Origin of the sequence: Thermosynechococcus sp. B3, from assembly GCF_030323045.1 — a bacterium.
GTDB lineage: Bacteria > Cyanobacteriota > Cyanobacteriia > Thermosynechococcales > Thermosynechococcaceae > Thermosynechococcus.
The window spans coordinates 209,330-232,128 of the sequence record NZ_CP097584.1; the positions used below are offsets into that span (position 1 = coordinate 209,330).

At 54.3% G+C, this 22,799-nt stretch carries 18 protein-coding genes; 13 read left to right on the plus strand and 5 right to left on the minus strand.

Going from position 1 to position 22,799, the window contains the following annotated elements:
* Position 1: 1 nt before the first annotated feature.
* Complete coding sequence (locus M0646_RS01035) at positions 2–1,510, minus strand: pyruvate kinase (protein WP_149817339.1); 1,509 nt, start codon at positions 1,508–1,510, stop codon at positions 2–4.
* A 376-nt stretch (positions 1,511–1,886) separates the two neighbouring features.
* Here M0646_RS01035 and M0646_RS01040 point away from each other — a divergent pair, with 376 nt between their 5' ends.
* From M0646_RS01040 to M0646_RS01065, 6 genes are all read left to right on the plus strand, one after another.
* A complete protein-coding gene (locus tag M0646_RS01040; protein ID WP_286649770.1) occupies positions 1,887–2,219 on the plus strand; it encodes a hypothetical protein in 333 nt (110 codons plus the stop codon).
* 53 nt (positions 2,220–2,272) lie between these two features.
* Positions 2,273–2,620: a hypothetical protein gene (locus tag M0646_RS01045; protein WP_315863174.1), complete on the plus strand. Its 348-nt coding sequence runs from the start codon at positions 2,273–2,275 to the stop codon at positions 2,618–2,620.
* 65 nt (positions 2,621–2,685) lie between these two features.
* Positions 2,686–3,756, plus strand: coding sequence for a Fe(3+) ABC transporter substrate-binding protein (locus tag M0646_RS01050; protein ID WP_286649772.1), 1,071 nt, complete (start codon positions 2,686–2,688; stop codon positions 3,754–3,756).
* Positions 3,757–3,794: 38 nt separating this feature from the next.
* The gene (gene cbiB / locus M0646_RS01055) at positions 3,795–4,790 is read left to right on the plus strand and encodes an adenosylcobinamide-phosphate synthase CbiB (RefSeq protein WP_286649773.1); all 996 of its coding nucleotides are present in this window, start codon (positions 3,795–3,797) and stop codon (positions 4,788–4,790) included.
* Between the two features lie 524 nt (positions 4,791–5,314).
* Positions 5,315–6,160, plus strand: a complete 846-nt coding sequence (locus tag M0646_RS01060; protein ID WP_149817347.1) for a bifunctional diguanylate cyclase/phosphodiesterase — start codon at positions 5,315–5,317, stop codon at positions 6,158–6,160.
* Between the two features lie 166 nt (positions 6,161–6,326).
* Positions 6,327–7,511: a hypothetical protein gene (locus tag M0646_RS01065; protein ID WP_149817350.1), complete on the plus strand. Its 1,185-nt coding sequence runs from the start codon at positions 6,327–6,329 to the stop codon at positions 7,509–7,511.
* 13 nt (positions 7,512–7,524) lie between these two features.
* Here M0646_RS01065 and M0646_RS01070 read toward each other — a convergent pair whose 3' ends face one another.
* Positions 7,525–8,262, minus strand: a complete 738-nt coding sequence (locus M0646_RS01070; protein ID WP_315863175.1) for a 7-carboxy-7-deazaguanine synthase QueE — start codon at positions 8,260–8,262, stop codon at positions 7,525–7,527.
* Between the two features lie 156 nt (positions 8,263–8,418).
* On the opposite strand from M0646_RS01070, the gene M0646_RS01075 reads away from it, so the two are divergent.
* The 3 genes from M0646_RS01075 to coaE all read left to right on the plus strand — a co-directional run bounded on the left by M0646_RS01075 (position 8,419) and on the right by coaE (position 10,609).
* Positions 8,419–9,342, plus strand: a complete 924-nt coding sequence (locus tag M0646_RS01075; RefSeq protein WP_286626215.1) for a DUF928 domain-containing protein — start codon at positions 8,419–8,421, stop codon at positions 9,340–9,342.
* A 99-nt stretch (positions 9,343–9,441) separates the two neighbouring features.
* Positions 9,442–10,005 (plus strand): FxLYD domain-containing protein, encoded by a 564-nt coding sequence (locus M0646_RS01080; protein ID WP_286626217.1) that lies wholly within the window; start codon positions 9,442–9,444, stop codon positions 10,003–10,005.
* Complete coding sequence (gene coaE / locus M0646_RS01085) at positions 9,998–10,609, plus strand: dephospho-CoA kinase (protein WP_149817360.1); 612 nt, start codon at positions 9,998–10,000, stop codon at positions 10,607–10,609. Before M0646_RS01080 ends, coaE begins: the two co-directional genes overlap by 8 nt.
* Here the strand turns inward: coaE and M0646_RS01090 are convergent.
* Positions 10,580–12,772 (minus strand): ATP-binding protein, encoded by a 2,193-nt coding sequence (locus M0646_RS01090; protein ID WP_286626218.1) that lies wholly within the window; start codon positions 12,770–12,772, stop codon positions 10,580–10,582. The genes coaE and M0646_RS01090 overlap by 30 nt on opposite strands.
* A 158-nt stretch (positions 12,773–12,930) precedes the next feature.
* Between M0646_RS01090 and cobN the strand changes: the two genes are divergently transcribed.
* Complete coding sequence (gene cobN / locus M0646_RS01095; RefSeq protein ID WP_286649775.1) at positions 12,931–16,608, plus strand: cobaltochelatase subunit CobN; 3,678 nt, start codon at positions 12,931–12,933, stop codon at positions 16,606–16,608.
* 10 nt (positions 16,609–16,618) lie between these two features.
* On the opposite strand, the gene M0646_RS01100 is transcribed toward cobN, so the two are convergent.
* Together M0646_RS01100 and M0646_RS01105 are read right to left on the minus strand one after the other, a co-directional pair.
* Complete coding sequence (locus M0646_RS01100) at positions 16,619–17,161, minus strand: biotin transporter BioY (protein WP_286627147.1); 543 nt, start codon at positions 17,159–17,161, stop codon at positions 16,619–16,621.
* Positions 17,162–17,235: 74 nt separating this feature from the next.
* The gene (locus M0646_RS01105) at positions 17,236–17,610 is read right to left on the minus strand and encodes an FHA domain-containing protein (RefSeq protein ID WP_149817367.1); all 375 of its coding nucleotides are present in this window, start codon (positions 17,608–17,610) and stop codon (positions 17,236–17,238) included.
* A gap of 355 nt (positions 17,611–17,965) precedes the next feature.
* Here M0646_RS01105 and M0646_RS01110 point away from each other — a divergent pair, with 355 nt between their 5' ends.
* The 3 genes from M0646_RS01110 to M0646_RS01120 all read left to right on the plus strand — a co-directional run bounded on the left by M0646_RS01110 (position 17,966) and on the right by M0646_RS01120 (position 22,792).
* Positions 17,966–19,291 carry an HlyD family secretion protein gene (locus tag M0646_RS01110; RefSeq protein ID WP_286649776.1) on the plus strand — a complete coding sequence of 442 codons (1,326 nt, stop codon included), beginning with the start codon at positions 17,966–17,968 and terminating at the stop codon, positions 19,289–19,291.
* Positions 19,292–19,454: 163 nt separating this feature from the next.
* Positions 19,455–21,290, plus strand: coding sequence for an NAD(P)H-quinone oxidoreductase subunit F (locus M0646_RS01115; protein WP_286626224.1), 1,836 nt, complete (start codon positions 19,455–19,457; stop codon positions 21,288–21,290).
* Positions 21,291–21,316: 26 nt separating this feature from the next.
* Positions 21,317–22,792 (plus strand): NADH-quinone oxidoreductase subunit M, encoded by a 1,476-nt coding sequence (locus M0646_RS01120; protein WP_149817371.1) that lies wholly within the window; start codon positions 21,317–21,319, stop codon positions 22,790–22,792.
* Positions 22,793–22,799 lie beyond the last annotated feature (7 nt).

Sequence of the window (22,799 nt, forward strand, 5' to 3'; positions counted from 1 at the left end):
TTTATTGGCGCACAATTGTCTCGTAGGGGTGCCACGAGTGCAGTGCCCGCAGTTGCGGTGTTTTCTTCTGCTGGTGGGCTTCCATGCGGGCAAGAACATCATCGAGGATATCTACTGCCAGTCCCACATAGGGGCCTTTGTTGAGCATGACACACTCCGCTCGCTCCGCCATCGCTGCATCCGTGATTTCTGCACGGGAGGGCACGCCTTTTTTCACCAAGTTTTCAAGGACTTGGGTCGCCCAAACCACGGGCACATGGGCGGCTTCACAGAGCCAGAGGATTTCCTCCTGCATTTCTGCCAAGCGTTGGTAGCCAATTTCAACTGCGAGATCACCCCGGGCAATCATGACGCCAAAGGGTTGCCGACCCGCCGCTTGGATGATCAGTTCTGGCAGTGCTCGAATTGCTTTCGGGGTCTCAATTTTGGCAATGATGCCCATCTGGTCGGCGCGATCGCCACAACAATGCTCCAGTTCCCGTTGCAGTAGGGCAATATCCTCGGCGGACTGGACGTAGGAGTAGCCAATGATGTCGGCATGGCGGCAAGCAAAGGCCAGATGCTCGCGATCACTTGCGGTCAGAGGACACAGGCGCAAATCACTATCGGGGAAGTTTAAGCCTTTGGCCACTTTCAACCGCTGTCCTTCTTTGCAGTGGGTGATAGTCAGTTCCACCCCTTGCTCATCTTTGCTGACAATGCGACCGCCAATGTGACCATCGTCAATCCAAATCCGCTGCCCCACCTCCAATTGCGGCAAAATTTCTGGCAAGGAGCAGGTGAATTGCGGTATTTCTCCGCCATCAGGGCAAATTGCTGTAGTCAAGCGCAGGCGATCGCCGCCGTGGAGGCGCACCACCTCAGGAAAAATGTCGGCAATGCGGGGTTTTGGCCCCCCCAAGTCCATGAGAATTTTGCAGGGTTGACCCGTAATGTGGCTTGCCGCTTGCAGGTGCTCAATCATCGCTTCCCAAGTGGCAGGGTCATCGTGGGCACAGTTGATCCGAGCACAGTTCATCCCCTTGCGCAGGAGCGTAATACTCCATTGGGGGTCAGTCGCCGCCTCAGGGGGCAGGGTCACCATGATGCGCCCATGGCGTTTGCCCCGAATCGGACCAAAGAGTTCTTCCGTCTGGCGGCGCAGTTGGCGATCGCCCGCAAAAAAGGCATCTAAGGGTGGGCGGGGGGGCAGTGACTCATGGGTATGGCACAGGGCGCCCAAAGTATTGATCACCGCATCCAAATTGGGGAGCACCCGCGACTCAATCCGCCCTAAGGACGATAACCCCCAAGGCATCAAGGCCATTTGAATTGCCCGTAGATCCCGCCAGCGCAAGGCCAAATAGTAGGCAAGATTGCGGGCACTAGGTATAAATTCGGATCGCTTAATTTTTGATTGCCACTGTTGAAAACGGGCTTCCCCTTCTTTGGTAATTTCCTGCCGCAGTTCTAACAGGCTATGGAGCAAGGCAATGGGGGAAACTGGTACAGTCGGTGCCTCCAGCAACATGACCGCCTCCTGGATGGTTTTAAGGGATTTCATGATTGGTTTGGATTCATGGCAAAGCAAGACTTAATAAGGGTTTGAGGAAATTTTAATGATTGTTGAAAACCATTTATTGATGGCTTAACAATACCCCTCACTGCAAAACATAAATAAACACTTCTTTACATCACTCGGCTGCAACGAACGGTTGTGTAGGAACCGTTGTGCTTTCTGGCACAACTCTATCTATCTTTCAGTATATCTGCTGACCTCTTTCGGGAATCTTAATTTTCTCCCAAGCAAAAGGATTAAGAGTTACTACAAGGGTTCCAAACCGATTTCCCAGTTCTGTTATGTTCTCAATAGAGATGTTCATTGTCTTGCCCTGACCAGTGCCCCTATGGATCGTCATCCTTCGTTGCAATTACTCAAATACTCTTATCAGTCCGCAGTGGCCTGGTGCCAAGAACATGGCTGGACAGATCTCTTTATTGAGCAGTACCAGTATTGGGCATTTCCCCCTGGCGGCGTGATGCCCCTGCCCTTGCCCACTGAGGGACTGCAACTCGTTGAACTGCCGACGGCTCCATCGCCGCAGCAACGCCGCCTCCAGATGTTGGCACTGGCGATCGCCCTAGTCACCACGGGCTTGAGTGGCTGGCTGCAGTCTTTGCTCCCCCTCGTCATTGGCTTTAGCTGCTGTGCCCTTTTGATTGCCGCCCAAGAACCTTAGGGGGGATTCCTGATACACTGGAAAGCTGGCCTGCACGCTAGCACACGTCCTTGATTGGCTCATCTTCGACAATAGAACAACCACCGGTCTTAGGGAGTGGGACTCAGTTCTACAGTCCCGGCTATTCCTTTAGCTATGAAGTGGTCGGTGCCTGTTGTCGCCTTTTTGACCGCGAGCAGTTACCGTGGCCCTGTTGCCGCATCGCTTGGCGCAGCAAAGAACCCAGTTGGCGGCGCATTGGTCGGCGGCTTGTCCTCGACAGTGCCACAAAATGGCATCCCAGCTATTGGGTGCGCCACCTCGAAACGGGGGCAATGATGGTGATTACGCTCTATTGGGTGGAGCTATCCCCTAGCGATCGCCAGTGGTGGTACAGCAAAGACTTAACTTATTGCAACTAAATTGCAAAAACAGAGCCATCGTCCTAGAATATTTCTCAGATTGGATTTAGGAGAAATTCTCAACTATGCAGAAAGTCGGTCGCCGTGTACTCCTAGGCATGGGCGCTGGGGCAACGGCCTATGTCGCCCACCACCTCTGGAACCAAAAAGCAGAATCGAGCTATGCCCAACAGCGACAGGCTGGGGGTGTAATCAATGTCTATTCGGCACGGCACTACGACACTGACAAAGCCCTCTACAACGGTTTTACTGAACAAACTGGTATTCGGGTCAATCTCATTGAAGCTGAGGCCGATGCCCTAATTGAACGGATTCGCAGTGAGGGCAGTCGGAGTCCTGCCGATGTGCTGATTACAGTGGATGCCGGTCGCTTGTGGCGAGCACAGCAGGCCGGTCTTTTGCAGCCGATTCAGTCAAGGGTACTCAATAGCGTTGTGCCAGCCAACCTACGGGAGCCTCAAGGACACTGGTTTGGTCTCTCGCGGCGGGTGCGTGTCCTGATTTACGATAAATCCAAAGTGAATCCCAACCAACTCTCCACCTACGAAGACTTGGCCAATCCTAGGTGGCGGCGACAGATCCTCACACGCAGCTCCAGCCATGTCTATAACCAATCCTTGGTAGGCTCACTGCTGGCGATTCATGGTCCTCAAAGAACAGAAGAGTGGGTGCGGGGATTGGTTGTCAACTTTGCCCGACCCCCAGAGGGAAATGACACCGCACAAATTCGCGCTTGTGCAGCGGGTGTTGGAAGTATTGCAATTACAAATCATTACTACCTCGCTCGATTAATGGCCTCAGATAAAGCAGAAGACCGCGCAGTTGCTGAGAAGGTTGGTTTGTTCTTCCCGAATCAGCGCGATCGCGGTGCCCATGTCAATATCTGTGGTGGCGGCGTGGTGGCGGGTGCCCCCAACCGGCAAGCGGCCATTCGTTTTCTCGAATACTTAGTGAGTCCTAGGGCGCAGGAAATGTTTGCCATGGCCAACTTTGAATATCCCGTGCGCGCCGGGGTACCCCTGCATCCGGTTGTGCGCCAGTTTGGCAACTTCCGTGGCCAAAATGTCAATGCTGCAGTGTTTGGCCGCAACAATGCCGAGGCTCTGCGGCTCATGGATCGGGCGGGGTGGCGCTAAGGTTCTAAAATGAGCGATCGCCCCCGTTGATCGTTCCTGTGTCTTGCCCCTTCATTGCCTACACGATTCTTCTGGCTGCTGCCCTCCTTGACTTTGGCCTTGGGGATCCTTGGGGCTGGCCGCATCCCGTGCGCTGGATGGGAGCGTATATTCAATCCCTTAGCAACGGGTTCAACTATGGCCAAGGCTGGCCAGTTTGGGGACAGCGGTTGGGGGGGGCGCTGCTGACACTGAGCTTAATCCTAGGTTCTGCCCTCATCAGTTGGGGGGTGGTGGCACTGGGGATGAGGATTTCGCCCCTCCTCGGTTGGGGGATTGCAGTCGTGGGCACGGCCAGTGGCTTTGCGGGTCGTAGTCTGCGGGATGCAGCGGCAGAGGTATTGGTACCTTTGGCGGCTAGCAATCTTGAGGGGGCACGCCAGTCCTTGGCCAAGTATGTGGGTCGCGAGACTGCCCATCTAGAGGCACCTGAGATTCTGCGGGCGGTTCTGGAAACCGTCAGTGAAAATACCACCGATGGCATGATGGCGCCACTCTTTTATGGGGCGATCGCCACCCTGTGGGTGCCTCAACTGACGCCCCTGCCCTTCGTGATGGCCTACAAAGCAGCGAGTACCCTTGATTCCATGATTGGCTACCGCGAGGCGCCCTACACCCACTGGGGCTGGTTTGCTGCCAAAACCGATGATGTGCTCACGTGGTTGCCCTGTCGGTGGTTCGTCTTTCTGGTTGCCCTTTGCTCCGGGCAGTGGCAGCGAGTGTGGCAGTGGTGTTGCCGGGATGCGCCCAAGGATCCCAGTCCCAATTCCGGTTGGAGTGAGTGTGCCTATGCAGCTGCTTTTGGCGTACGGCTGGGGGGTACGAATACCTATCGCGGCACGGTGAAAGTGAAACCCTTTTTAGGAGAACCGCTGCACCCCATTGATCAAGGCACGATTATTGCGGCTCTGCGGCTCAGCCGTTCCCTCTACCTGATCACCCTTACAGCCACAGGCGGCATCGTTTTGGTGTGGCATAAAGTGTTTTCCATTTAGCAGTTCATCTTGGCCAGAGTCGTTTAGAGTAGATGGATTAAGAAATAAAATTTAGAAACATTGGCCGTGGTTCAGCCCTCTCCTCTGCAAGACCAGACACTGACCGCTTCCTCCCTCTCCATGACCGATCGCCTGTTGGAGATTCTTTTTAACTACAGTGCCCAAGGGCTACTACTGATTGGTGTTTCTGCCACCCGCCCACCCCAATATCAAGTCATTAGCGCCAACAGCATTGGCCAGCAGCTTTTGGGGAATCACCTCTCCGTAGCTTCACTGCTTCAGGATGGAGCACTGCTAACCTTTTTGGATCAGTGTTGGCACCAGCAAATGCCCCTGCAAGGTTGCCACCGCGAACTCTGCTTCACCATGGTTCCCCTCAGGGAGACAGCATCGGCATCCGGGTTCATTGTTGCCTTTCTGCAGCATGAGCCAAGCCATAGTCCCCTCGCCGAAAATCCGCAGCGCCTCACCCAATTGATGGATCAACTCTTGGGGTTTCTCTTTTCCTGTGAGAGTACACCACCGTGGCGAAGGAAACAGGCTGCAACACGTATCAGTTCTACACCAATAGTCTCAATGCCCTTGCCCCGGAACTCCTGCGCCTTGAAAACGATCTCCATGGGGCCCTTGAACGCGGCGAACTCTCAATTTACTATCAGCCCCAACTGGATCTCACAAGAGGCAAAATTCACGCCATTGAAGCATTACTGCGCTGGCACCATCCTCGGCAGGGCTTGCTCTATCCCAAACACTTTATTGATATTGCTGAAGAAAATGGTCTGATCCTTGCTATTGGCCGCTGGGTTCTCCAACAGGCCTGTCGCGACTGCCAAGCATGGCAACAACAGGGATTAGCTGGCGTAGGAGTAGCGGTAAACCTGTCGGCACGGCAGTTTTTGCACATGAATCTTGTCGAAGAAGTCAGCCAGTGCCTGCGGAACGCCCACCTTCCTCCCGAATTACTCACCTTGGAAATTACAGAAACCACGGCCATCCATCACGTCCAACGAACGCAGTTAATCCTTCAAGAGTTGCGTGCCCTTGGGGTGGGGATCACGCTGGATGATTTTGGCACTGGTTACGCCTCACTGAACTATCTGAAACAATTCCCGATCACTGGGCTAAAAATTGATCGCTCGTTTATTACTGAGATTGCAGGCAATCGCCAAGACCAAGCAATTGTCAAAGCCATTATTGACTTAGCCAACGGTTTAGAGATTCCCACTGTCGCCGAAGGTGTAGAAACTTGGGGGCAAGGGCAACTCCTCCACCACCTTGGCTGTAAGGCCACTCAAGGCTACCTGCTCACAGAGCCACTTCCCTATTCCCAAGTGATCCACTGGTCAATTCCTCAAATGCGGTTGAGATGACGACACTTCCCATAGGTGTGAGAGCAGCATCCCTTGTGTAGTTTTCCACATAAGGTTAGGATGATGAATCGATTGGCCACTCCGCTTCCCTACATTGCCGCGCCTTAACCCCCATCTGCGATGCGAGGATTAGGGAGTGCAGGCTAAGCATGTTCAAGGTCTACTTATGCGTTTCTATTGGCTGAGTGCGGCAAGTCGTCTGAGTCTGATGTTTTTGGCAGTGGGCTGTCAAGCGGTAACGGTTCCCTCAGCACCAGTAGAAGCATCTGCAACAGTTACAACGTCCCCTGTGGCTGTATCTCCTCTGTACACCGCGCTGGATGAGTTTGGCCAGCCCCAGTTTCAAGTGGATGGGCGGAACCTGTTTCGCGATCGCCCCCTGCCCGCCCACCGCATTAGCACCGCCCCGATGAAGCTGCTGCAAGTGTTGCGTAGCACTCGCCAGTATTTTCAAGACTTTAGTGACACAGACCCCATTACCCAGCGGGAGGGCATTCTGGCGATTCAGGGGGTGACGTTGCCCCAAGTCCTCGACACCCTAGATTTCATGATTGCAACGCTCACGGAGGATATTAGCCGCAAGCGCCCAATTCGTTTGCAAGATCCCGCATTTATTAATCAGCACTTTCGCGTCATTCAATGGCTGCCCCACAATCCCCGCAATCCAAATCAAACTGAGGAATTGCGCCTCACCAACTACGCGGTATTTACCCATCGCGGATCACGCACCCGCACAGAGACGTACAATACGGCGCTTTATGCTCTGCCGCCCCATGTTCCCGATCAACGCGAGGACTTATTTTATAAGCAACTGACAAAGCAACAGGTACTGAAAGGGATTTTTGAACCGGGTGGCTCCCTCTATGGACGGGTGAAGCCTTTGGCCTACTTGACGAGGAGAGGGCTTGAGGATGCCCTGATGCAGGGGACGATTCTGGTGCAATTTACCGATGGCACTGAAGCCTTTTTCAATGTGGATCGCAATAATGATATTCCCTTCGTCAAGGGGCTTTCCCCCTACGAGCAGCAACGCTATTGGTACTTTCGCCAAGTGGCCGCCATCAAGGGCTACGGCAGCACCATTGAGAACAAAATTAACATTGAACCTGAAGTCACCTTTGCGGGGGATGTCTGGAATATCGGTCTTGGGCGAGTCATTGTGGTTGAAGATACCCAAGGCGGTCAGCCTAAACTGCGCCTCGGTGTGATTGCCGATACAGGAGGAGCCTTTATGCCCAATCTCTATCAGTTGGACTTTCTAGCGGGAATTTTTCCAGACCGTGCTACCTACCAAGCGGCTGCCCGTCGCATCCCCAATTATGTCCGTGCCTACATTTTGATCAAAAAGTGATTAAAAAATACCCCTAGCGCTGGCCGAGATATTTATGGGTTTGGGGGACGACGCGCACTTGGGTCAGCTGTGCCTTCAATTGCGCTTGCCACCTGAGGAGTTGTTCCGGGGTGGGTGGGGGGGTACAGCGACCGGTACCTACGGGCGTTACAGGTTGGAGAAAGACCGGGATATGGGGATTGACGCTGGCCACAAGGGCACTGAGACAATCGAGATCGGCAGGGTCGGTGGTTTGGGAAATAATTACTTTGCAAAAGACCTCGACAGGGGCGCGATCGCACAGGCGCAAAAAGGCTTCATGGGCTGACCAATGGCACTCACCACTGACGCTGGGGAGCTTAATGTCCATGCCGACACTATCGAGATAGGGAAGAATTTGCTCCAGTGCTTCTGGATGGTGTCCGCCAGTTTCAAGGTAGAGGGGCAGGGAGCTATGGGCTTTGAGGAGGGGCAAAAATAGTGCCAGTGTTGCAGCATGGAGCAGCGGTTCGCCGCCGGTGAGACTAATACTGTCGTGGATGGAGGGAGTATTGAGCTGCTGTACGGCTTCGAGAATATGGGCGGCAGTGACGGGATTGGGTACGGTTTGAAAGTGGCGATCGCCCGCTTGTGCTTCAATTAGGGCATGGGCGGGAACAAACCATGTGTGGGCACTGTCACAATAGGTGCAGCGGAGATCACAACCCGCCAAGCGAATAAAAATTTGCCGACACCCCACATTGGCGCCTTCCCCTTGAATCGCTGAGAACATCTCCACCAAGGGAAGCGTGATCGGCGCAAGGGAGAACTGATCGTTAGTTTGCTGCTCTTTTACAGAAATCACAGGGGATGTGCAAGCCTGATCACAATCGGGCGTTCTTTCCGATAGTACCTTAAAGATAGTTAGCGTGTTCAGTAGGTAAGTGCTATGTCTGCCCACCGTTTTGGCCTTTCGTGGCTGCTTGTCGGTACCTTGGCAATGGGGATGGGTGCCCTGCCAGTTATTTTGCCATCGTTACCTGCTGTTGGCCAAACTTCCCCTAGGGAAGCCAGTGAGTTCGATCGCTACATGCAGCGGGGGTATCAACTCACCGCCAAACGCGACTATCAATCCGCCTTGGTGAATTTCCGCCGTGCCCTCAGTCTGCGCCCCGGTAACCGCTATGCCCTCACAGCGATGAGTAATGTCGAGGCCTATATTGCTCGCGATCGCTACGCTGCCCAATCGAGTAACCGTCTCACCTTTGTACCCCCAAATCGCGGCATGCCAGGGCAACGGATCGCAGGCGCCACCCGCTTTGGTGAATGTACCCAAGGCTCTCTGACAAAAATTGTCGCTCTTGTGCCCGATAACAACTTGGGGATGACCGCTGCGGCCAATCCCAGTCTCTTTTTCTTTGTTCCCCAAAGCACGGCCAAATCGGCGGAACTGATGCTGCTCTCAGAAGCTGGCGATCTGCTCCTCACCCAACAAGTGCCCCTGAATGGTAAAGCCGGCATTTTACCTGTGACAGTGGATGCCAGTAAGGCGAAGCTACAACCGGGGCAAAAATACCAGTGGATCTTCTCCCTCACCTGTAAGCCCAATGAACCCGATGCCAATCCCTTTGTGACGGGCTGGATTGAGCGGGCTGAGCTAGACAGCAACCTTGCCCAGGTGATTACCACCATGCCGCCAGCCGATCGCCTGCCCCTTTTGGCCACCAGTCAACTCTGGAATGATACCTTGGCAACCCTTGTGGAGTTGCAGCAAAGCAATCCCAATGATGCTGTCATCAAACAGCAGTGGCAAGATGTGCTCAAGAGTGCCGGTATTGATCCCCAAATTGTTAATATGCCGCTGTTGCGATAGCTGCCCCTAGGCCGATATTGAGGGCGGTTGGCTGACCCCAAACCCCACATCAAGTTGCAGTAGGATGGAGAGTAGGCTGCATTGACAGGAGCGTGCGCCATGCTAAAGATAACTCGATCGCCATTTCCCCTTTGGCTAACCAGTATTGTGCTTCTTGGAGCGATCGCCCCCCTCCCTGCCTTGGCACAACGGGCTGCGGGCGACATTGTGATTATTGGCAACTCTCCCTATGACTGGGGGCGCCATCAACGCTATTGGAATCATTTGCTCAACCTTTCTGGAGCAACGGCAGCCGCTTCTACGCCAACACCATCAGAGACGCCCCAAGAAGTCGATCCCAAAGTGCTGGAACAACAGCTCCTACGCAATATCCGCGTGGGGCAGCCGCAGCTTCAACCTGTACTGAAGTTACCAGGCTCTTCAGTGGTGACCGGTACCGTGACGAACAATAACCGCCAACCGGTAACGATTCAATCCGTTAACTATGAAGTCGTGGGGCCTAATGGCCAAATTCTACAAACGGGTGCAGCGACGCCAGAACCGGCAACTGTTGGTCCCGGTCAGACAGTGACCTATCAACAAATGCTCCCCACTGTGCCAGCGGATATTGGGGCACGGGTGCGCTTAATGCAGCCAGCGGTGCAGCTCCAAGGGGGTGTCTAGACCGCTTCGCCTCGGTATCACGGGGGGAATTGCCTGCGGTAAATCGGTGGTGGCTGCCTATTTGCAGCAGCAGTATGGTGTGCCTATTGTCGATGCTGATGTCTTAGCGCGGCAGGCGGTTGCCGTGGGCACACCCATTTATCAAGCCATTGTTGATCGCTATGGCCATGGCATCTGTCGGAGCGATGGCACCCTCGATCGCCCGCGGTTGGGCGAGATTGTCTTTGCTCAGCCCCAGGAACGCCACTGGCTAGAAGCGCAAATTCACCCTTGGGTGATTGCCCAGATGCAGCAAGCCATTCAAGCATGTGATCAGCCCCTGATTACCCTCGTGATTCCCCTATTGTTCGAAGCCCACCTCGAAGGGTTAGTGGATCAGATTTGGGTCGTTGCCACTACACCTGCACAGCAGTTAGCTCGCCTTCAGCAGCGCGATCGCCTCTCTGGAAAGGCAGCCGCCCAACGCCTCGCTAGTCAATTGCCCCTAGAGGAAAAAATTCGGCGGGCAGATACAGTGCTCTGGAATACTGGTTCTCTTGAGGAACTTTACCGTCAGGTGGATCAGGCCTTTTCCCTACTGGGCAGAAATGGCAAGGGAGGTTAGCCCCATTGTCACCTGTTGCAGGAAACTTTCTGGATTGATCGGCAAAGGAATGTAGCGATCGACCCCTTGGTAATTACCCTTTGACCCCAAAATGAAAATCTTGAGTTGCTCAGGGGTGCAGCGTTGTCGCAACTGATCCACTAGCTCCTGCACATCCCCAGAGCTAAAGGGTTCCGCCAAAAGAACGGCAATGGGAGTTAGTGCCAGCAACCGTTCCACTTCACCATCCACCAGCCAAATCACTTGATAGCCTGCGGTCGTCAAAATAGAACAGATCAGTGTGGCAGTGGCCTCATCCTCACTCACAAGCACAATTCGCCCCTCCGGTTCGACCAGTACATCCGTTGTGGCCAGAGGCGGGACATCTAGCTTGAGTTTCGGGGGTTCTGGTAGGGAGTCTGAAGGGATTGCCGGCAGCCCCACCGTGAACGTACTGCCTTTGCCTTCAGTGGAGTCCACATCAATCCAGCCATGGTGCAGATCCACCCACTGCTTAGTGAGGGCTAACCCCAAACCTGCTCCAGTATAAGCACGACCAAAGGAGCTATCCAACTGCTGAAACTTTTGAAAGAGTAAGGGTTGCAGGTGCGCTGGGATACCGATACCCGTGTCCTGAACTTGGAAAATGAGTTCATCCTCTTTCCACCATGCCCGTAGGATCACTTCCCCCATGGCAGGGGTAAACTTAATTGCATTGCTGAGCAGGTTAATGAGAATTTGCTGGAGGCGGCGATAGTCTCCCCAAAAGCGATCGCGACTAGGGGGAATCATCAGTTGGTGGTGCAGGTTGACCTGATGGCGATGGGCTTGGGGTTTGACGACTTCAATGCAGTCGGTACACAGTTGCCGAATCGAAAAGGCACTACGATGCAGGTGCGATCGCCCCAATTCCGCCTGCGAAAGATCAAGAATGCTGTTAATTAACTCCAGCAGGTGCGTGCCACTCTCATGGATAATTTCCAAATACTCCCGCTGTTTTTCCGTTAGCGGACCGAGGGGCCAGCGCAAGAGGGTGGCCGAAACCCCAATCACACAGGTCAGAGGCGTGCGTAGTTCATGACTCATGGTGGCCAAAAAGTCATTCTTAATCCGATGGGCGGCTTCCATGGCACTCAGGGCTTCCCGCAGCGCTTGGGTGCGTTCATTCACCCGCTGTTCAAGGGTGGCCTTTTGCTGTTGCAGCTCGCTGTAGAGTTGCGCTTGGTAAATGGCAATACTCAGGTGTTGACTGAGGTGGGTAAGAAACTCAATTTCTTGGGGTTGCCACTGGCGGGGGCGATCGCACTGGTGGGCAATGAGCACTCCCCAAAGTTTTTCTTGAACAATGATTGGCACAATTAGCCAAGCCTTGATCTGCCAGCGGGCGGCAAAGGCCTGTAGGCAGGGAACCTCTTGATAAAATTCCTCAATGTCACTGACTGCGATGGTTTGGCCACGACTGAGACGCTGATAGCTACTGCTGGGTAGGGCAGACCACTGCCAGCAGTCATCCCAGAGCCCAAGAACCGACGGAATTCCCCCATAGCGGCAAGATTCGTAGGCAATTTGCCCCTGCAATTGACCAGTAGAATTGTAAAACTGTCCCACCAGTAGCCGATCGGCACCTAAAAATTCGCGAATCCGATCCACGGCTGTTTTCAAGAGTTCAGGCAGCTCCAGACTTTGGCGAATTTGGGTGGTGACCTGATGTAGCAGGCGCTCTTTGGCCTGTCGTTCGCTCAAGGCAGCAGTGACAAGGGGGGCACAATTTTGACACTGCTGAGCCATGTCTTCGCTGAGCACATTCATCAGCGAAAGGGCCAAGTCGGCGGGCAACGTTTGGTCTTTGGAGGTCAAGGGAGTCAACTGCTGCAAAACTGAGCGGATCAGGGAACGCTGGCCTAGGGGTGTCTGGCTGCGAATTTTGCGCAGAAAGCGAGCGATCGCCACCGGCTCAGTGAGGATTTTCACCCGATAGGCACTCATCTGCGGTACGGGTTCTGTCTGCAACAGCAGCGCAAAGGTCTCTGCCACAACAACGAGAAAAGGGGCATCGGCAGACCCTATAACATCTTCACGGGTAAGAACAGTTGCGCCGCGATGGCTAGCTTCTGCGAGCAGGACTGTGGCGATTCGCTCGTAGAAAAATGCTGGTAAAATTCGATTAAAGACGGGCTGGCGCATAGTTTTTGAAGTTTAATCCTTGATCGATCCATCGCAGGCAGTGGCATTGCCATGCGGGTTGCGATCGCTAAAGGCGTTTCCCATTAATTTCTGTTGTAGCGGCTCAAGGGGGACAGGGGGGAAAGCCCACTAGTTTCTTTAATGATTGTTGTCAACGTATGCATCGAATTCTTACATTAAATGATCTGACTGTTGCCACAGATAACAGCGATGTTGCATTTCTACAGCAAAGCAGTGCTCCCATTGTTATTCTAACGGCAGCGGATACGGATATTGCCCTGCTGGCTCAAGCGTACAACCAACTACCCAAGGACTTTCCCCCTCTGCGCCTCGCGAACTTACTTCATTTACAAGCGGCAGCGGCCATTGATGACTATGGCGATCGCGTCTTGGCCGAGGCCGACGTGGTCGTGATTCGCCTTTTGGGGGGACGGGGCTATTGGAGCTATGGCCTAGAGGTGGCGCAGCAAATGGTCAGCGATCGCGGTGGACAGTTGATCTTACTGCCGGGGGACGATCACCCCGACTTAGAACTCATGAGCCTCTCCAGTTGGCCGCTGGACCAAGTTGATCGCCTCTGGCAATACTTCCGCGAGGGCGGACAGGAAAATATTCAGCGTGCCCTAGAGTTCATTGGCCACTACGGTTGCGGTTGGGGTCAGCCCCCCCCACCCCCCCAAAGGATTCCCCGCTGGGGCAGCTATCCGATTGCGGGGCAGATAGCCAGCGACTGGCCGCAGGTGGGGATTCTCTTTTACCGTGCCCATTACTTAGCGGGCAATACGGCGGTGATTGATGCCCTCGCTCAGGCCTTGCTGCAGCGGCAATTGGCACCTGTCCCCCTGTTTGTCTCCTCGCTGCAAGATCCAGAAATTCAACGGGAACTGCTGGCGGCATGGCAGGGCAAGGTGGAACTGGTTCTCAATACGACGGGGTTCGCGATCGCCAAGCCCAACGAGGTCAACTTTTGGCAGCAATTGGATATCCCCGTGCTACAGGTGATTCTCAGCAGCAGCACCCACGAGACTTGGCAACACCATCCCCAAGGACTGACGCCCCGCGACCTTGCTATGCACGTCGTCCTGCCGGAGGTGGATGGCCGCATCATTACCCGTGCGGTGTCCTTTAAGGCGGTGTCGCAAATTCAAGCAGATGTGGAAACCACCGTGACCACCTATGCCCCAGCGGGCGATCGCCTGCACTGGGTCAGTGATCTGGCAGCCAACTGGCTCAAGCTCCGCCGCAAAGCCCCTGCTGAACGCCGCATTGCCCTGATTTTAGCCAACTACCCCTGCCGCGATGGTCGTCTTGCCAATGGCGTTGGTCTCGACACCCCCAATAGTACGGTGGAACTGCTCAAGGCACTTCAGGCGGCTGGCTATGATCTGGGGACTGACCCTTTGCCCAAGGATGGCGATGCCCTGATCCAACACCTCAGCCGCTACCGCACCAACGATCCCGAAGGCAATCACTGGCGGCAGCCCCGCTATACCCTCTCCCTTGACATCTACCAGCACTATTTTCAGAGCCTGCCAAGGGCAGTACAGGCGGCCATTACCCAACGCTGGCGATCGCCCACCACAGACCTCCCCATTGCTGGTGACTGTTGGGGCAACATTTTTGTCGGTGTCCAACCCAGTCGGGGCTACGATCGCGACCCCAGTTTGAATTACCATGCCCCCGATTTAGAACCCACCCCAGCGTATCTCGGCTTTTACTTTTGGCTGCGCCATGTTTTTGGGGCGGATGCGATTGTCCATGTGGGCAAACATGGCAATCTAGAATGGCTCCCTGGCAAAGGCATTGCCCTTAGTCACACCTGTTTTCCCGAAATTGCCCTTGGCCCTGTGCCCCACTTTTACCCCTTTATTGTCAATGACCCCGGCGAAGGTGCCCAAGCCAAACGCCGTGCCCAAGCGGTGATTTTGGATCACCTGACGCCGCCCCTGACCCGTGCCGAGTTGTACGGTGGTCTAGAGACCCTCAGCCACTACATTGAGGAATACTACGCCGCTGAGCAGTTCGATCGCCCCCGTTTGAGTGTGCTGCGGCAGCAGATTGAAGCCCTCGTCAAAGAACTCGATCTCGATCAAGAAATTGGTGCCCCCAATCCTGAGGAAACCTGGACGGCGTGGCTAGCGCGCACCGATGGCTACCTCTGTGATCTGCGGGATGCCCAGATTCGCGATGGCCTGCATATTCTTGGCCAATGCCCCCAGGGACAGCAGTTGCGAGATCTGATGGTGGCGATCGCCCGCAGTCCCAGTGGCCAGCACATGGGTCTCACTCGTGCCTTAGCAAAGGATCAAGGGGTTGATTTAGATCCCCTGACCGCTAACCCAACCGATCCAAGTCCTGTACTTGGATACCGTTCCGTTGGTGAGTGGCAGCATGCCCTCGAGGAAACCGCGGCAAAACTGGTGGAGGACTTACTGAAGGGCACCCCTGATCTCCCCTGTGGCCGTGCAACTCAGCAGGTACTGGATTGGATTCGTACGGTGCTCTACCCTGCCCTGCAACAGACCCGCCAAGAAATTGACCACTTTCTCCATGGCCTCAATGGCGGCTATGTTCCCAGTGGCGCTGCCGGTGCCCCCAGTCGTGGTCGTCCGGATGTCCTACCCACCGGACGGAATTTTTATGCGGTGGATCTGCGGGCAGTCCCAACAGAGGCCGCTTGGGCATTGGCGGAGCGATCGGCGGCGGCACTCATCGAACGCTATTGTCAAGAGCAGGGAGAATTTCCCCGTACCCTAGGTCTTTCGGTATGGGGAACCGCAACCATGCGCACTGGAGGCGATGATATTGCCCAAGCCCTTGCCCTCTTGGGGGTTCGTCCTGTCTGGGAGGGTGCCTCGCGACGGGTGGTGGATTTGGAGGTGATTCCCCTATCGCTGTTGGGACGACCGCGTGTGGATGTCATGCTGCGCATTTCTGGCTTTTTCCGCGATGCTTTTCCTAACCTAATTGCCCTCTTTGATGAGGCCGTGCAGCGGGTCAGCCAGTTGGATGAACCCCCGGATCAAAATCCCTTGGCAGCGCAAGTGGCCAAAGAAACGGCCTATTGGCAACAGCAGGGTCTCTCCCTGAATCAAGCTCAAGAACGGGCACGCTTTCGCATCTTTGGTTCCAAACCCGGTGCCTATGGTGCAGGGCTGCAAGGACTGATCGAAGCCCAAAACTGGCAAGGGGATGAAGATCTCGCCCGCGCCTATATTCACTGGAGTAGCTACGCCTACACGGGGGAAGCCCACAGCCACAATGCTGCCGAAGCCCTAGAGCAGCGGCTGAGTCAATTGCAAGTGGTGCTGCAAAACCAAGACAACCGCGAGCATGATCTATTGGACTCCGATGATTATTACCAGTTTCAGGGGGGCTTGACCGTTGCCGTGCGATCGCGATCGGGGCAGCAGCCCACGGTTTACTTTGGCGATCACTCCCGGCCAGAGCAGCCGAAAATTCGCACCCTCCAAGAGGAACTGCTGCGGGTCTATCGCTCCCGCGTCATTAATCCCAAATGGCTCGCCGGCATCAAGCGTCATGGCTACAAAGGTGCCTTTGAAATGGCAGCCACAGTGGATTATCTCTTTGGCTATGCCGCTACGGCTCGCTGTGTGCCCGATTATGTGTTTACAGGCATTACTCAGACCTATGTGCTTGATAGCGAAATGCAAGCCTTTGTGGCGCAGCATAATCCTTGGGCACTGCGGGACATGGCGGAGCGACTCCTCGAAGCTGCCCAGCGCCAACTGTGGCAAGCACCGGATCCGCAGATCCTAGACCGCCTGCGAGCGATCGCCCTAGAGGCCGAAGGTTTAATTGAGGGCAAATTTTAATGGTTTAGCTTTAATACAGCAAAATCAAGCGCAACACCCGCGCTACCGCTGCCACCAAGCAGACAATCACCAACTGCCTTGGCAAGGCAAAAAGCGAATACTGCTCTAGTAGCTCCACCAAGGGTTGACTCAACTGCCCTGCAAGAGCCAGACCACTGAGGTAGAGCGCACCGCAGACATGAATGAGCACCAGTCCCGCTAGGCCACTCAAAGCAAGCCATTCTAAACTCACTCGCTTTTGGGGGCGAAAAGCCAGCCAACCACAGACCCAAGCCCCCGGCACAAAACCCAACAGGTAACCAAATGTCGGTTCACGCCAATAGTCCAGACCGCCCCCTTGGGAAAAAACCTGAAAGCCACTCAGCCCCAGAATCAAATAGGCCACCTGGGAGAGGGCGGCGGCTTGCCGTCCCCCCATACACCCGACCAAGAGAACCGCCGCTACTTGGTAGGATACGGGTAACCCATACACGGGAACGGCGGCCCATGAACTGGGCAAAACAAATTGCCCTTCCTCATTGAGGAGGTTGGGGAGGGCGATCGCCGCCTCCATGAAGGTTCCAGCCACTGTCAGCAGGAGGCCTAAAATGGCCCACAAAAATTCATCGAGGGGTGACAGGTTGGTTCTCAAGAGCACTGCAACACATTAGGCGGGACAGACGGGGTCGGACTTGTATAGCGAAACGTGAGATCCGTATCCCCCATCATAATAAGGTCTCCATGGTATAAGACTCGCTCCTCCGACAGGGGTGTACCGTTAATTAATGTGCCATTGCGACTATTGTTGTCACGGATCAGGTACACTAGAGCATTGCCCCGCGGGCGTAGTTCAATGGTTGCTTGGTGCCGTGAAATAAACGGGTCATGGATAATAATGTCACAGTCACTGGCACGGCCAATCTTCCAAAAGGCTTTGCCTGCGAGGTGATATTTACCGACCACCGTGCCTTGAGAACGGACAATGAGCCATGCTTGCTTGCTCGTGTCTGAGAACCGCGTCATTAGAAAGATATGGCCAATGATTTAGATAATTGATTCATCGGGTCAGGAAATTACAATCCTGTCCATCTCTATCTTAATGAAGTTAAAAAACTTTTCATGGTGATGAGCCAACGCAATCCAAAATTTCAGGGTATCTACGGATAACTTCCCCCACTGTTTATGGTTTGATTAGGCTATAGATAGTTTTCAATCAAACCTTGCCTGTATTGATCAGGATAAGCAACGAATCAAAACCCTGTCGTCAGGGTAGCAAATCCCTAGTGTTTTGCTTGAGTTCCCTGTTTTCAAAAATTGATTTACCACTGATGATCACTAATATTTGATACTGTTAGTTATTTGTGTTCTAGGACTGGCCGTGAAAAGCAATCTGCAGCATCCCCAAAATATCATAGTAATTCATGAGCACACCAGTAACCCAATACCCACTTTTACCCAGCAACTCAAGCTGCGGCGATCGCTCCTTGCCAATCTGTTAGTGTTTGCAGCCGGGTGTGGCATCCTTGCCTTTGCAGGCTTGTTTCTCTACCGCCATTTAACAACCGTGCGCAGTCGTGATGCGGTCATTAATGGCGTCATTGTGAATGTGCGTGCCCCTGAAGAAGGAACCCTAGAGGAACTCAAGGCACGGGTGGGCGAGTTTATCGAACCTACAGACGCTCCCTTGGCTATCCTAGAAAATGACTACCTTAGCCAAGGCGACCTCAAGGAAGTTGAAAAATGGCTCGAACGGCGGCAGGGTGAACTAGAAGCCGCTCAGGCAAAACTGGCTCAATTGCAGGGACTCCTCACCTCTGCCCAAGGGGATGAACGCCATCAACAGCTGCTTGAGGTGAAACAAACCAATCGCCAAGTGGCGGCTGCCCAAGCGGAACTAGGGGCTGCTAGAGCGAATCTGGCTGATGCCAAGGCACGCCATCGATTGGCAAAAATTAACTACGGCCGCTTTAGTCGATTGGCACAGCAGGGAGCGGTACCCCAAGCCCAAGCGGATGCTGCCCTAGCGGAATTGCAGCAAAGCCAAGCGCAAGTGGTTGCGCGCCAACGGGAAGTGGAGGCTGCCGCTGATAGGGTAGAGGCGCTCAAGGCCGATGCCCGCGCTGCTGAATTGGGACTGACCCTGCGCAATACCCGCAGCAACTATGACCCCCGTCTGCGGCTTCAGGAGCTAAAAATTCAGATTGGCGAACAGCAGGCGATCGTCCAAGGGCTGAAACGGGAAATTGCGGCTCAACAGCGACAGGTTGCCCAAGCCCGGCGGGAGGTTGCTCAGCGCAAAATAGTGAAGGTAGCGGCTCCCATTGCCGCCTATGTCTGGCGGGTGGATGCCCGTCCGGGGATGTTTCTTGGCAAAGGGGATCGAATTTTGCAGTTATTGGATTGTCAACGGCGCTGGATTGATGTGTTTGTAGAGGAACAGTCCCTGCGGCTAATCCACCCCGGTACCAAGGCCAAAATTGAACTCTATGGCAGCAAAGGCAAGGTGCTTTGGGGCACAGTCACCAACATTCGCTCTGGCTTGGGTCGCCTCAACCCCGGCGACGATCAGGTCATTCCCATTCCCGAAAACTATCCGCGTCAAAGCCAAGTGCGCGTTGAATTAGACGCTGATCAAGACTGGGGCGAAGGCAATTTCTGTTATGTGGGCTACACCGCACGGGTGACCTTTCAAATTTCCCCCTAAGCTTTTATAGCTATCCTAAACAATGCTCAATCCTTCATAGTTGCCTTTTATCTGGGCGATAAGAGATATTGATGCAACTTTGCACTTAGCCCTAGGAGGTCTGGTGCCATTCATAGATAAGATTAAATCTAATTAGTTTTGTCCATAGGCACAAGCAGGGTTTATGTTGCAATCGTTTGCAGACACGGTGTGGCTCATTCCCTTTTACTCGCTGGCGGGAATGGTGCTCTCCTTGATTTGGTCACCGGGGATGACTCGGAAAACGGGACCTCGGCCAGCGGGCTATTTGAATCTCTTGCTCACGTTTTTCTCCTTTGTTCATGCACTGTTGGCCACGGTAGCGATCGCCAACCAGCCGCCGCAGTCTTTGCACTGGACGTGGCTGGATGTGGCGGGTCTGCACTTTGACGTTCCGGTGGAAATTTCCATCTTGACCACCACCGCCCTGATGCTGATTACGGGTTTGAACCTCATGGCTCAGATCTTTGCCATCGGCTACATGGAGATGGATTGGGGCTGGGCGCGCTTTTTTGCCCTATTGGCTCTGTTTGAAGGGGGGATGGGGGCACTGGTGCTGCTGGATTCTCTGTTTTTTAACTATGTCATGCTCGAAATTCTGACCCTAGCGACCTATTTGCTCATTGGCTTCTGGTTTAACCAACCGCTGGTGGTGACCGGTGCCCGCGATGCCTTCCTCACCAAGCGGGTGGGAGACTTGGTGCTGCTGATGGGGGTGTTGGCGATTTATCCCCTTGCTGGCTCTTGGAACTACGACGATTTAGCGGCTTGGGCAGCTACGGCTCAGGTGGATCCCACCCTCATTACCCTAATTTGTTTGGCGCTGATTGCTGGGCCAATGGGGAAATGTGCCCAATTCCCATTGCATCTGTGGTTGGATGAGGCCATGGAAGGCCCTGTGCCTGCCTCTATTCTGCGGAATGCCATTGTTGTGGGCACGGGGGCATGGGTGCTGGTGAAGCTGACGCCGGTGCTGAGCCTTTCCTCTGTCGCTCTAACAGGTTTGCTGGTCATTGGTAGCGTCACTGCCTTGGGAGGAACCCTGATTGCCATTGCCCAAGTGGACATTAAACGCGCCCTCTCCTATTTGGTCAGCGCCTATATGGGCTGGGTGTTTATTGCCGTTGGTCTCAAGGAGCCGGGCTTAGCTTTTGTCTTTATCCTCACCTATGGGGTAGCAATGGCACTGTTGATGATGAGTATTGGCAGCATCATTTGGAATAGCATTACCCAAGATCTGCGCCTGCTGGGTGGGCTGTGGTCGCGGCGCCCCATTTCCGGTATTTCGTTTCTCGTTGGTTCTGCAGGGTTGCTGGCGCTTCCCCCCTTGGCCAGCTTTTTCCCACAGGCAGAATTGCTGGATACGGCCTTTGCTCAACTGCCTTGGGTGGGGGTGGTGCTTCTATTGATGAATGCGTTTGCTGCCTTTAGTCTTGGTCGCACGTTCTGCCTGATTTGGGGCGGTGAAGTCAAACCGATGACGGCGCGATCGCCCGAGGTCTTTTGGCCGATGATTTTGCCGATGACCGTTGATCTGGGTCTGGTGCTGCACTTGCCCATTCTCATGGGGCGCTTTGATTGGGTGATTTGGACAGATCCTTCCTTAACCACAGCAGCTGCCCTGACGGTAACCGCTATCTTGGGCTGGGGTGCAGCCGCATGGGTCTATCTCGGCAAAGCCATTCCCAAGCCGGTGCAGTTTCCCCTACCGTCGGTACAGGATCTGCTGGCCTACGATTTCTATACGCCCAAGCTCTACAAAGCCACCGTGGTGGGAGCAGTGGATATGATTTCCCGCATGACTGCTTGGTTTGATCGCACGTTGGTGGATGGCACTGGCAATGCCTTTGGCGGGGCAACCCTGTTGGGGGGCGATCGCCTGAAGTACAGTACAACCGGTCAATCCCAAGCCTATATCCTCACCATTTTGATGGGGGTGGCCCTTCTGGTGATTGCCATTTGTTGGCCACTACTGGCTTAATGCTCGACTATTGAGGTTCTTGGCCTATGCTGACGCTGTTAATTGTTTTGCCTGTCATCGGTGCGCTGCTGATGCCGCTGCTGCCAGAGCGATCCCTGCGTTCGGTTGCTTTGGTGAGCGCCGGTGTCACCTTTGCCCTGTCTCTCTGGATGCTGACGCAGTTTGATGTCCAGCAGACCGCACTACAATTTACGGAATTTGTGCCGTGGCTGTCGCCCTTGGGATTGAACTATTCCCTTGGCGTGGATGGTCTATCGCTGCCCCTGATTGTTTTGGGAACCTTCTTGACCCTTGTGGTCGTGTTCACGGGTGAAAAAAGTGCCCATCGGCTCTTCTATGCCCTTGTTCTTTTGGCCAATGCGGGAATTACCGGGGCGTTAGCAGCACAAAATCTGCTGCTGTTTATTCTCTTTTACGAAGTTGAGTTGGTGCCCTTTTACCTGTTGATTTTGATCTGGGGCGGGCAGCGTCGCGAGCAGGCAGCGATCAAGTTTCTTATCTATACGGCAGTCTCAGGAATTCTCGTGCTAGCTGCCTTTTTGGGGATGGGCTGGCTCACCCATGCTCCTAGCTTTGACTATCAAGATATTCGCGTTGCCGGCTTAGCACCCACGACCCAAGGGATTCTGCTGCTGCTGTTGATCCTAGGTTTTGGCATCAAAATGCCCTTGGTGCCCCTCCACAGTTGGTTGCCCGATGCCTATGTGGAAGCCTCAATGCCAACCGCCATTCTCCTTGGGGGAATCCTAGCTAAGCTGGGTGCCTATGGCCTAGTGCGGTTTGCCTTAGGCTGTTTTCCAGAGACTTGGGGGCAGTTTTCTGGCCTGCTGGCCCTTGTGGCGGCTCTTGGCATTAGCTATGGGGCACTGGCTGCGATCGCCCAAAAGGACATTAAACGCATGGTGGCCTATAGCTCCATTGGTCACATGAGCTACGTATTGTTGGCGGCAGCAGCCCATACCCACCTCAGCATCGTCGGCGCCATTGCCCAAATGATTAGCCATGGCCTGATTTTGGCATTGCTGTTCTATTTGGTCGGCGTCATTGAAACGAAAGTTGGCACCCGCGAACTCAATGTGCTCAATGGCTTGCTCAATCCTCTGCGGGGGTTACCGACCACCAGTGCTCTCCTCATTTTGGGGGGGATGGCCAGTGCCGGTATTCCAGGATTAGTGGGGTTTGTGGCGGAATTTCTCATCTTCCAAGGCAGCTATGGTACCTTCCCGATGCCAACTCTAATTGCGGTGGTGGGCACCGGCCTCACGGCTGTTTATTTTGTGATTTTGATTAACCGCACCTGCTTTGGCCGTCTTGACAATGCCACTGCCTACTACCCACAGGTGGTTTGGTCAGAGAAGTTCCCCGCTATGGTACTGACACTGCTGATTCTGGTTTTGGGCATCCAACCAACATGGCTGGTGCGTTGGAGTGAGACCACCAGTGCGCAGCTGGTTGCCGCTATCCCTACTGCCACCGAAACCATTGCCAGTTTACCCCAATAGCTCAGAG

What these genes read in the sequence shown, in the direction of transcription:
- M0646_RS01035 (WP_149817339.1), bottom strand. Translation starts at nt 1,510, where the DNA reads ATGTTGCTGGAGGCACCGACTGTACCAGTTTCCCCCATTGCCTTGCTC.
- cobN (WP_286649775.1), top strand. Translation starts at nt 12,931, where the DNA reads ATGCATCGAATTCTTACATTAAATGATCTGACTGTTGCCACAGATAAC.
- M0646_RS01100 (WP_286627147.1), bottom strand. Translation starts at nt 17,161, where the DNA reads ATGGAGGCGGCGATCGCCCTCCCCAACCTCCTCAATGAGGAAGGGCAA.
- M0646_RS01070 (WP_315863175.1), bottom strand. Translation starts at nt 8,262, where the DNA reads ATGTTCTCAGCGATTCAAGGGGAAGGCGCCAATGTGGGGTGTCGGCAA.
- M0646_RS01120 (WP_149817371.1), top strand. Translation starts at nt 21,317, where the DNA reads ATGCTGACGCTGTTAATTGTTTTGCCTGTCATCGGTGCGCTGCTGATG.
- M0646_RS01115 (WP_286626224.1), top strand. Translation starts at nt 19,455, where the DNA reads ATGTTGCAATCGTTTGCAGACACGGTGTGGCTCATTCCCTTTTACTCG.
- M0646_RS01075 (WP_286626215.1), top strand. Translation starts at nt 8,419, where the DNA reads ATGTCTGCCCACCGTTTTGGCCTTTCGTGGCTGCTTGTCGGTACCTTG.
- M0646_RS01090 (WP_286626218.1), bottom strand. Translation starts at nt 12,772, where the DNA reads ATGCGCCAGCCCGTCTTTAATCGAATTTTACCAGCATTTTTCTACGAG.
- M0646_RS01040 (WP_286649770.1), top strand. Translation starts at nt 1,887, where the DNA reads ATGGATCGTCATCCTTCGTTGCAATTACTCAAATACTCTTATCAGTCC.
- M0646_RS01065 (WP_149817350.1), top strand. Translation starts at nt 6,327, where the DNA reads ATGCGTTTCTATTGGCTGAGTGCGGCAAGTCGTCTGAGTCTGATGTTT.
- M0646_RS01080 (WP_286626217.1), top strand. Translation starts at nt 9,442, where the DNA reads ATGCTAAAGATAACTCGATCGCCATTTCCCCTTTGGCTAACCAGTATT.
- M0646_RS01105 (WP_149817367.1), bottom strand. Translation starts at nt 17,610, where the DNA reads ATGACGCGGTTCTCAGACACGAGCAAGCAAGCATGGCTCATTGTCCGT.
- M0646_RS01050 (WP_286649772.1), top strand. Translation starts at nt 2,686, where the DNA reads ATGCAGAAAGTCGGTCGCCGTGTACTCCTAGGCATGGGCGCTGGGGCA.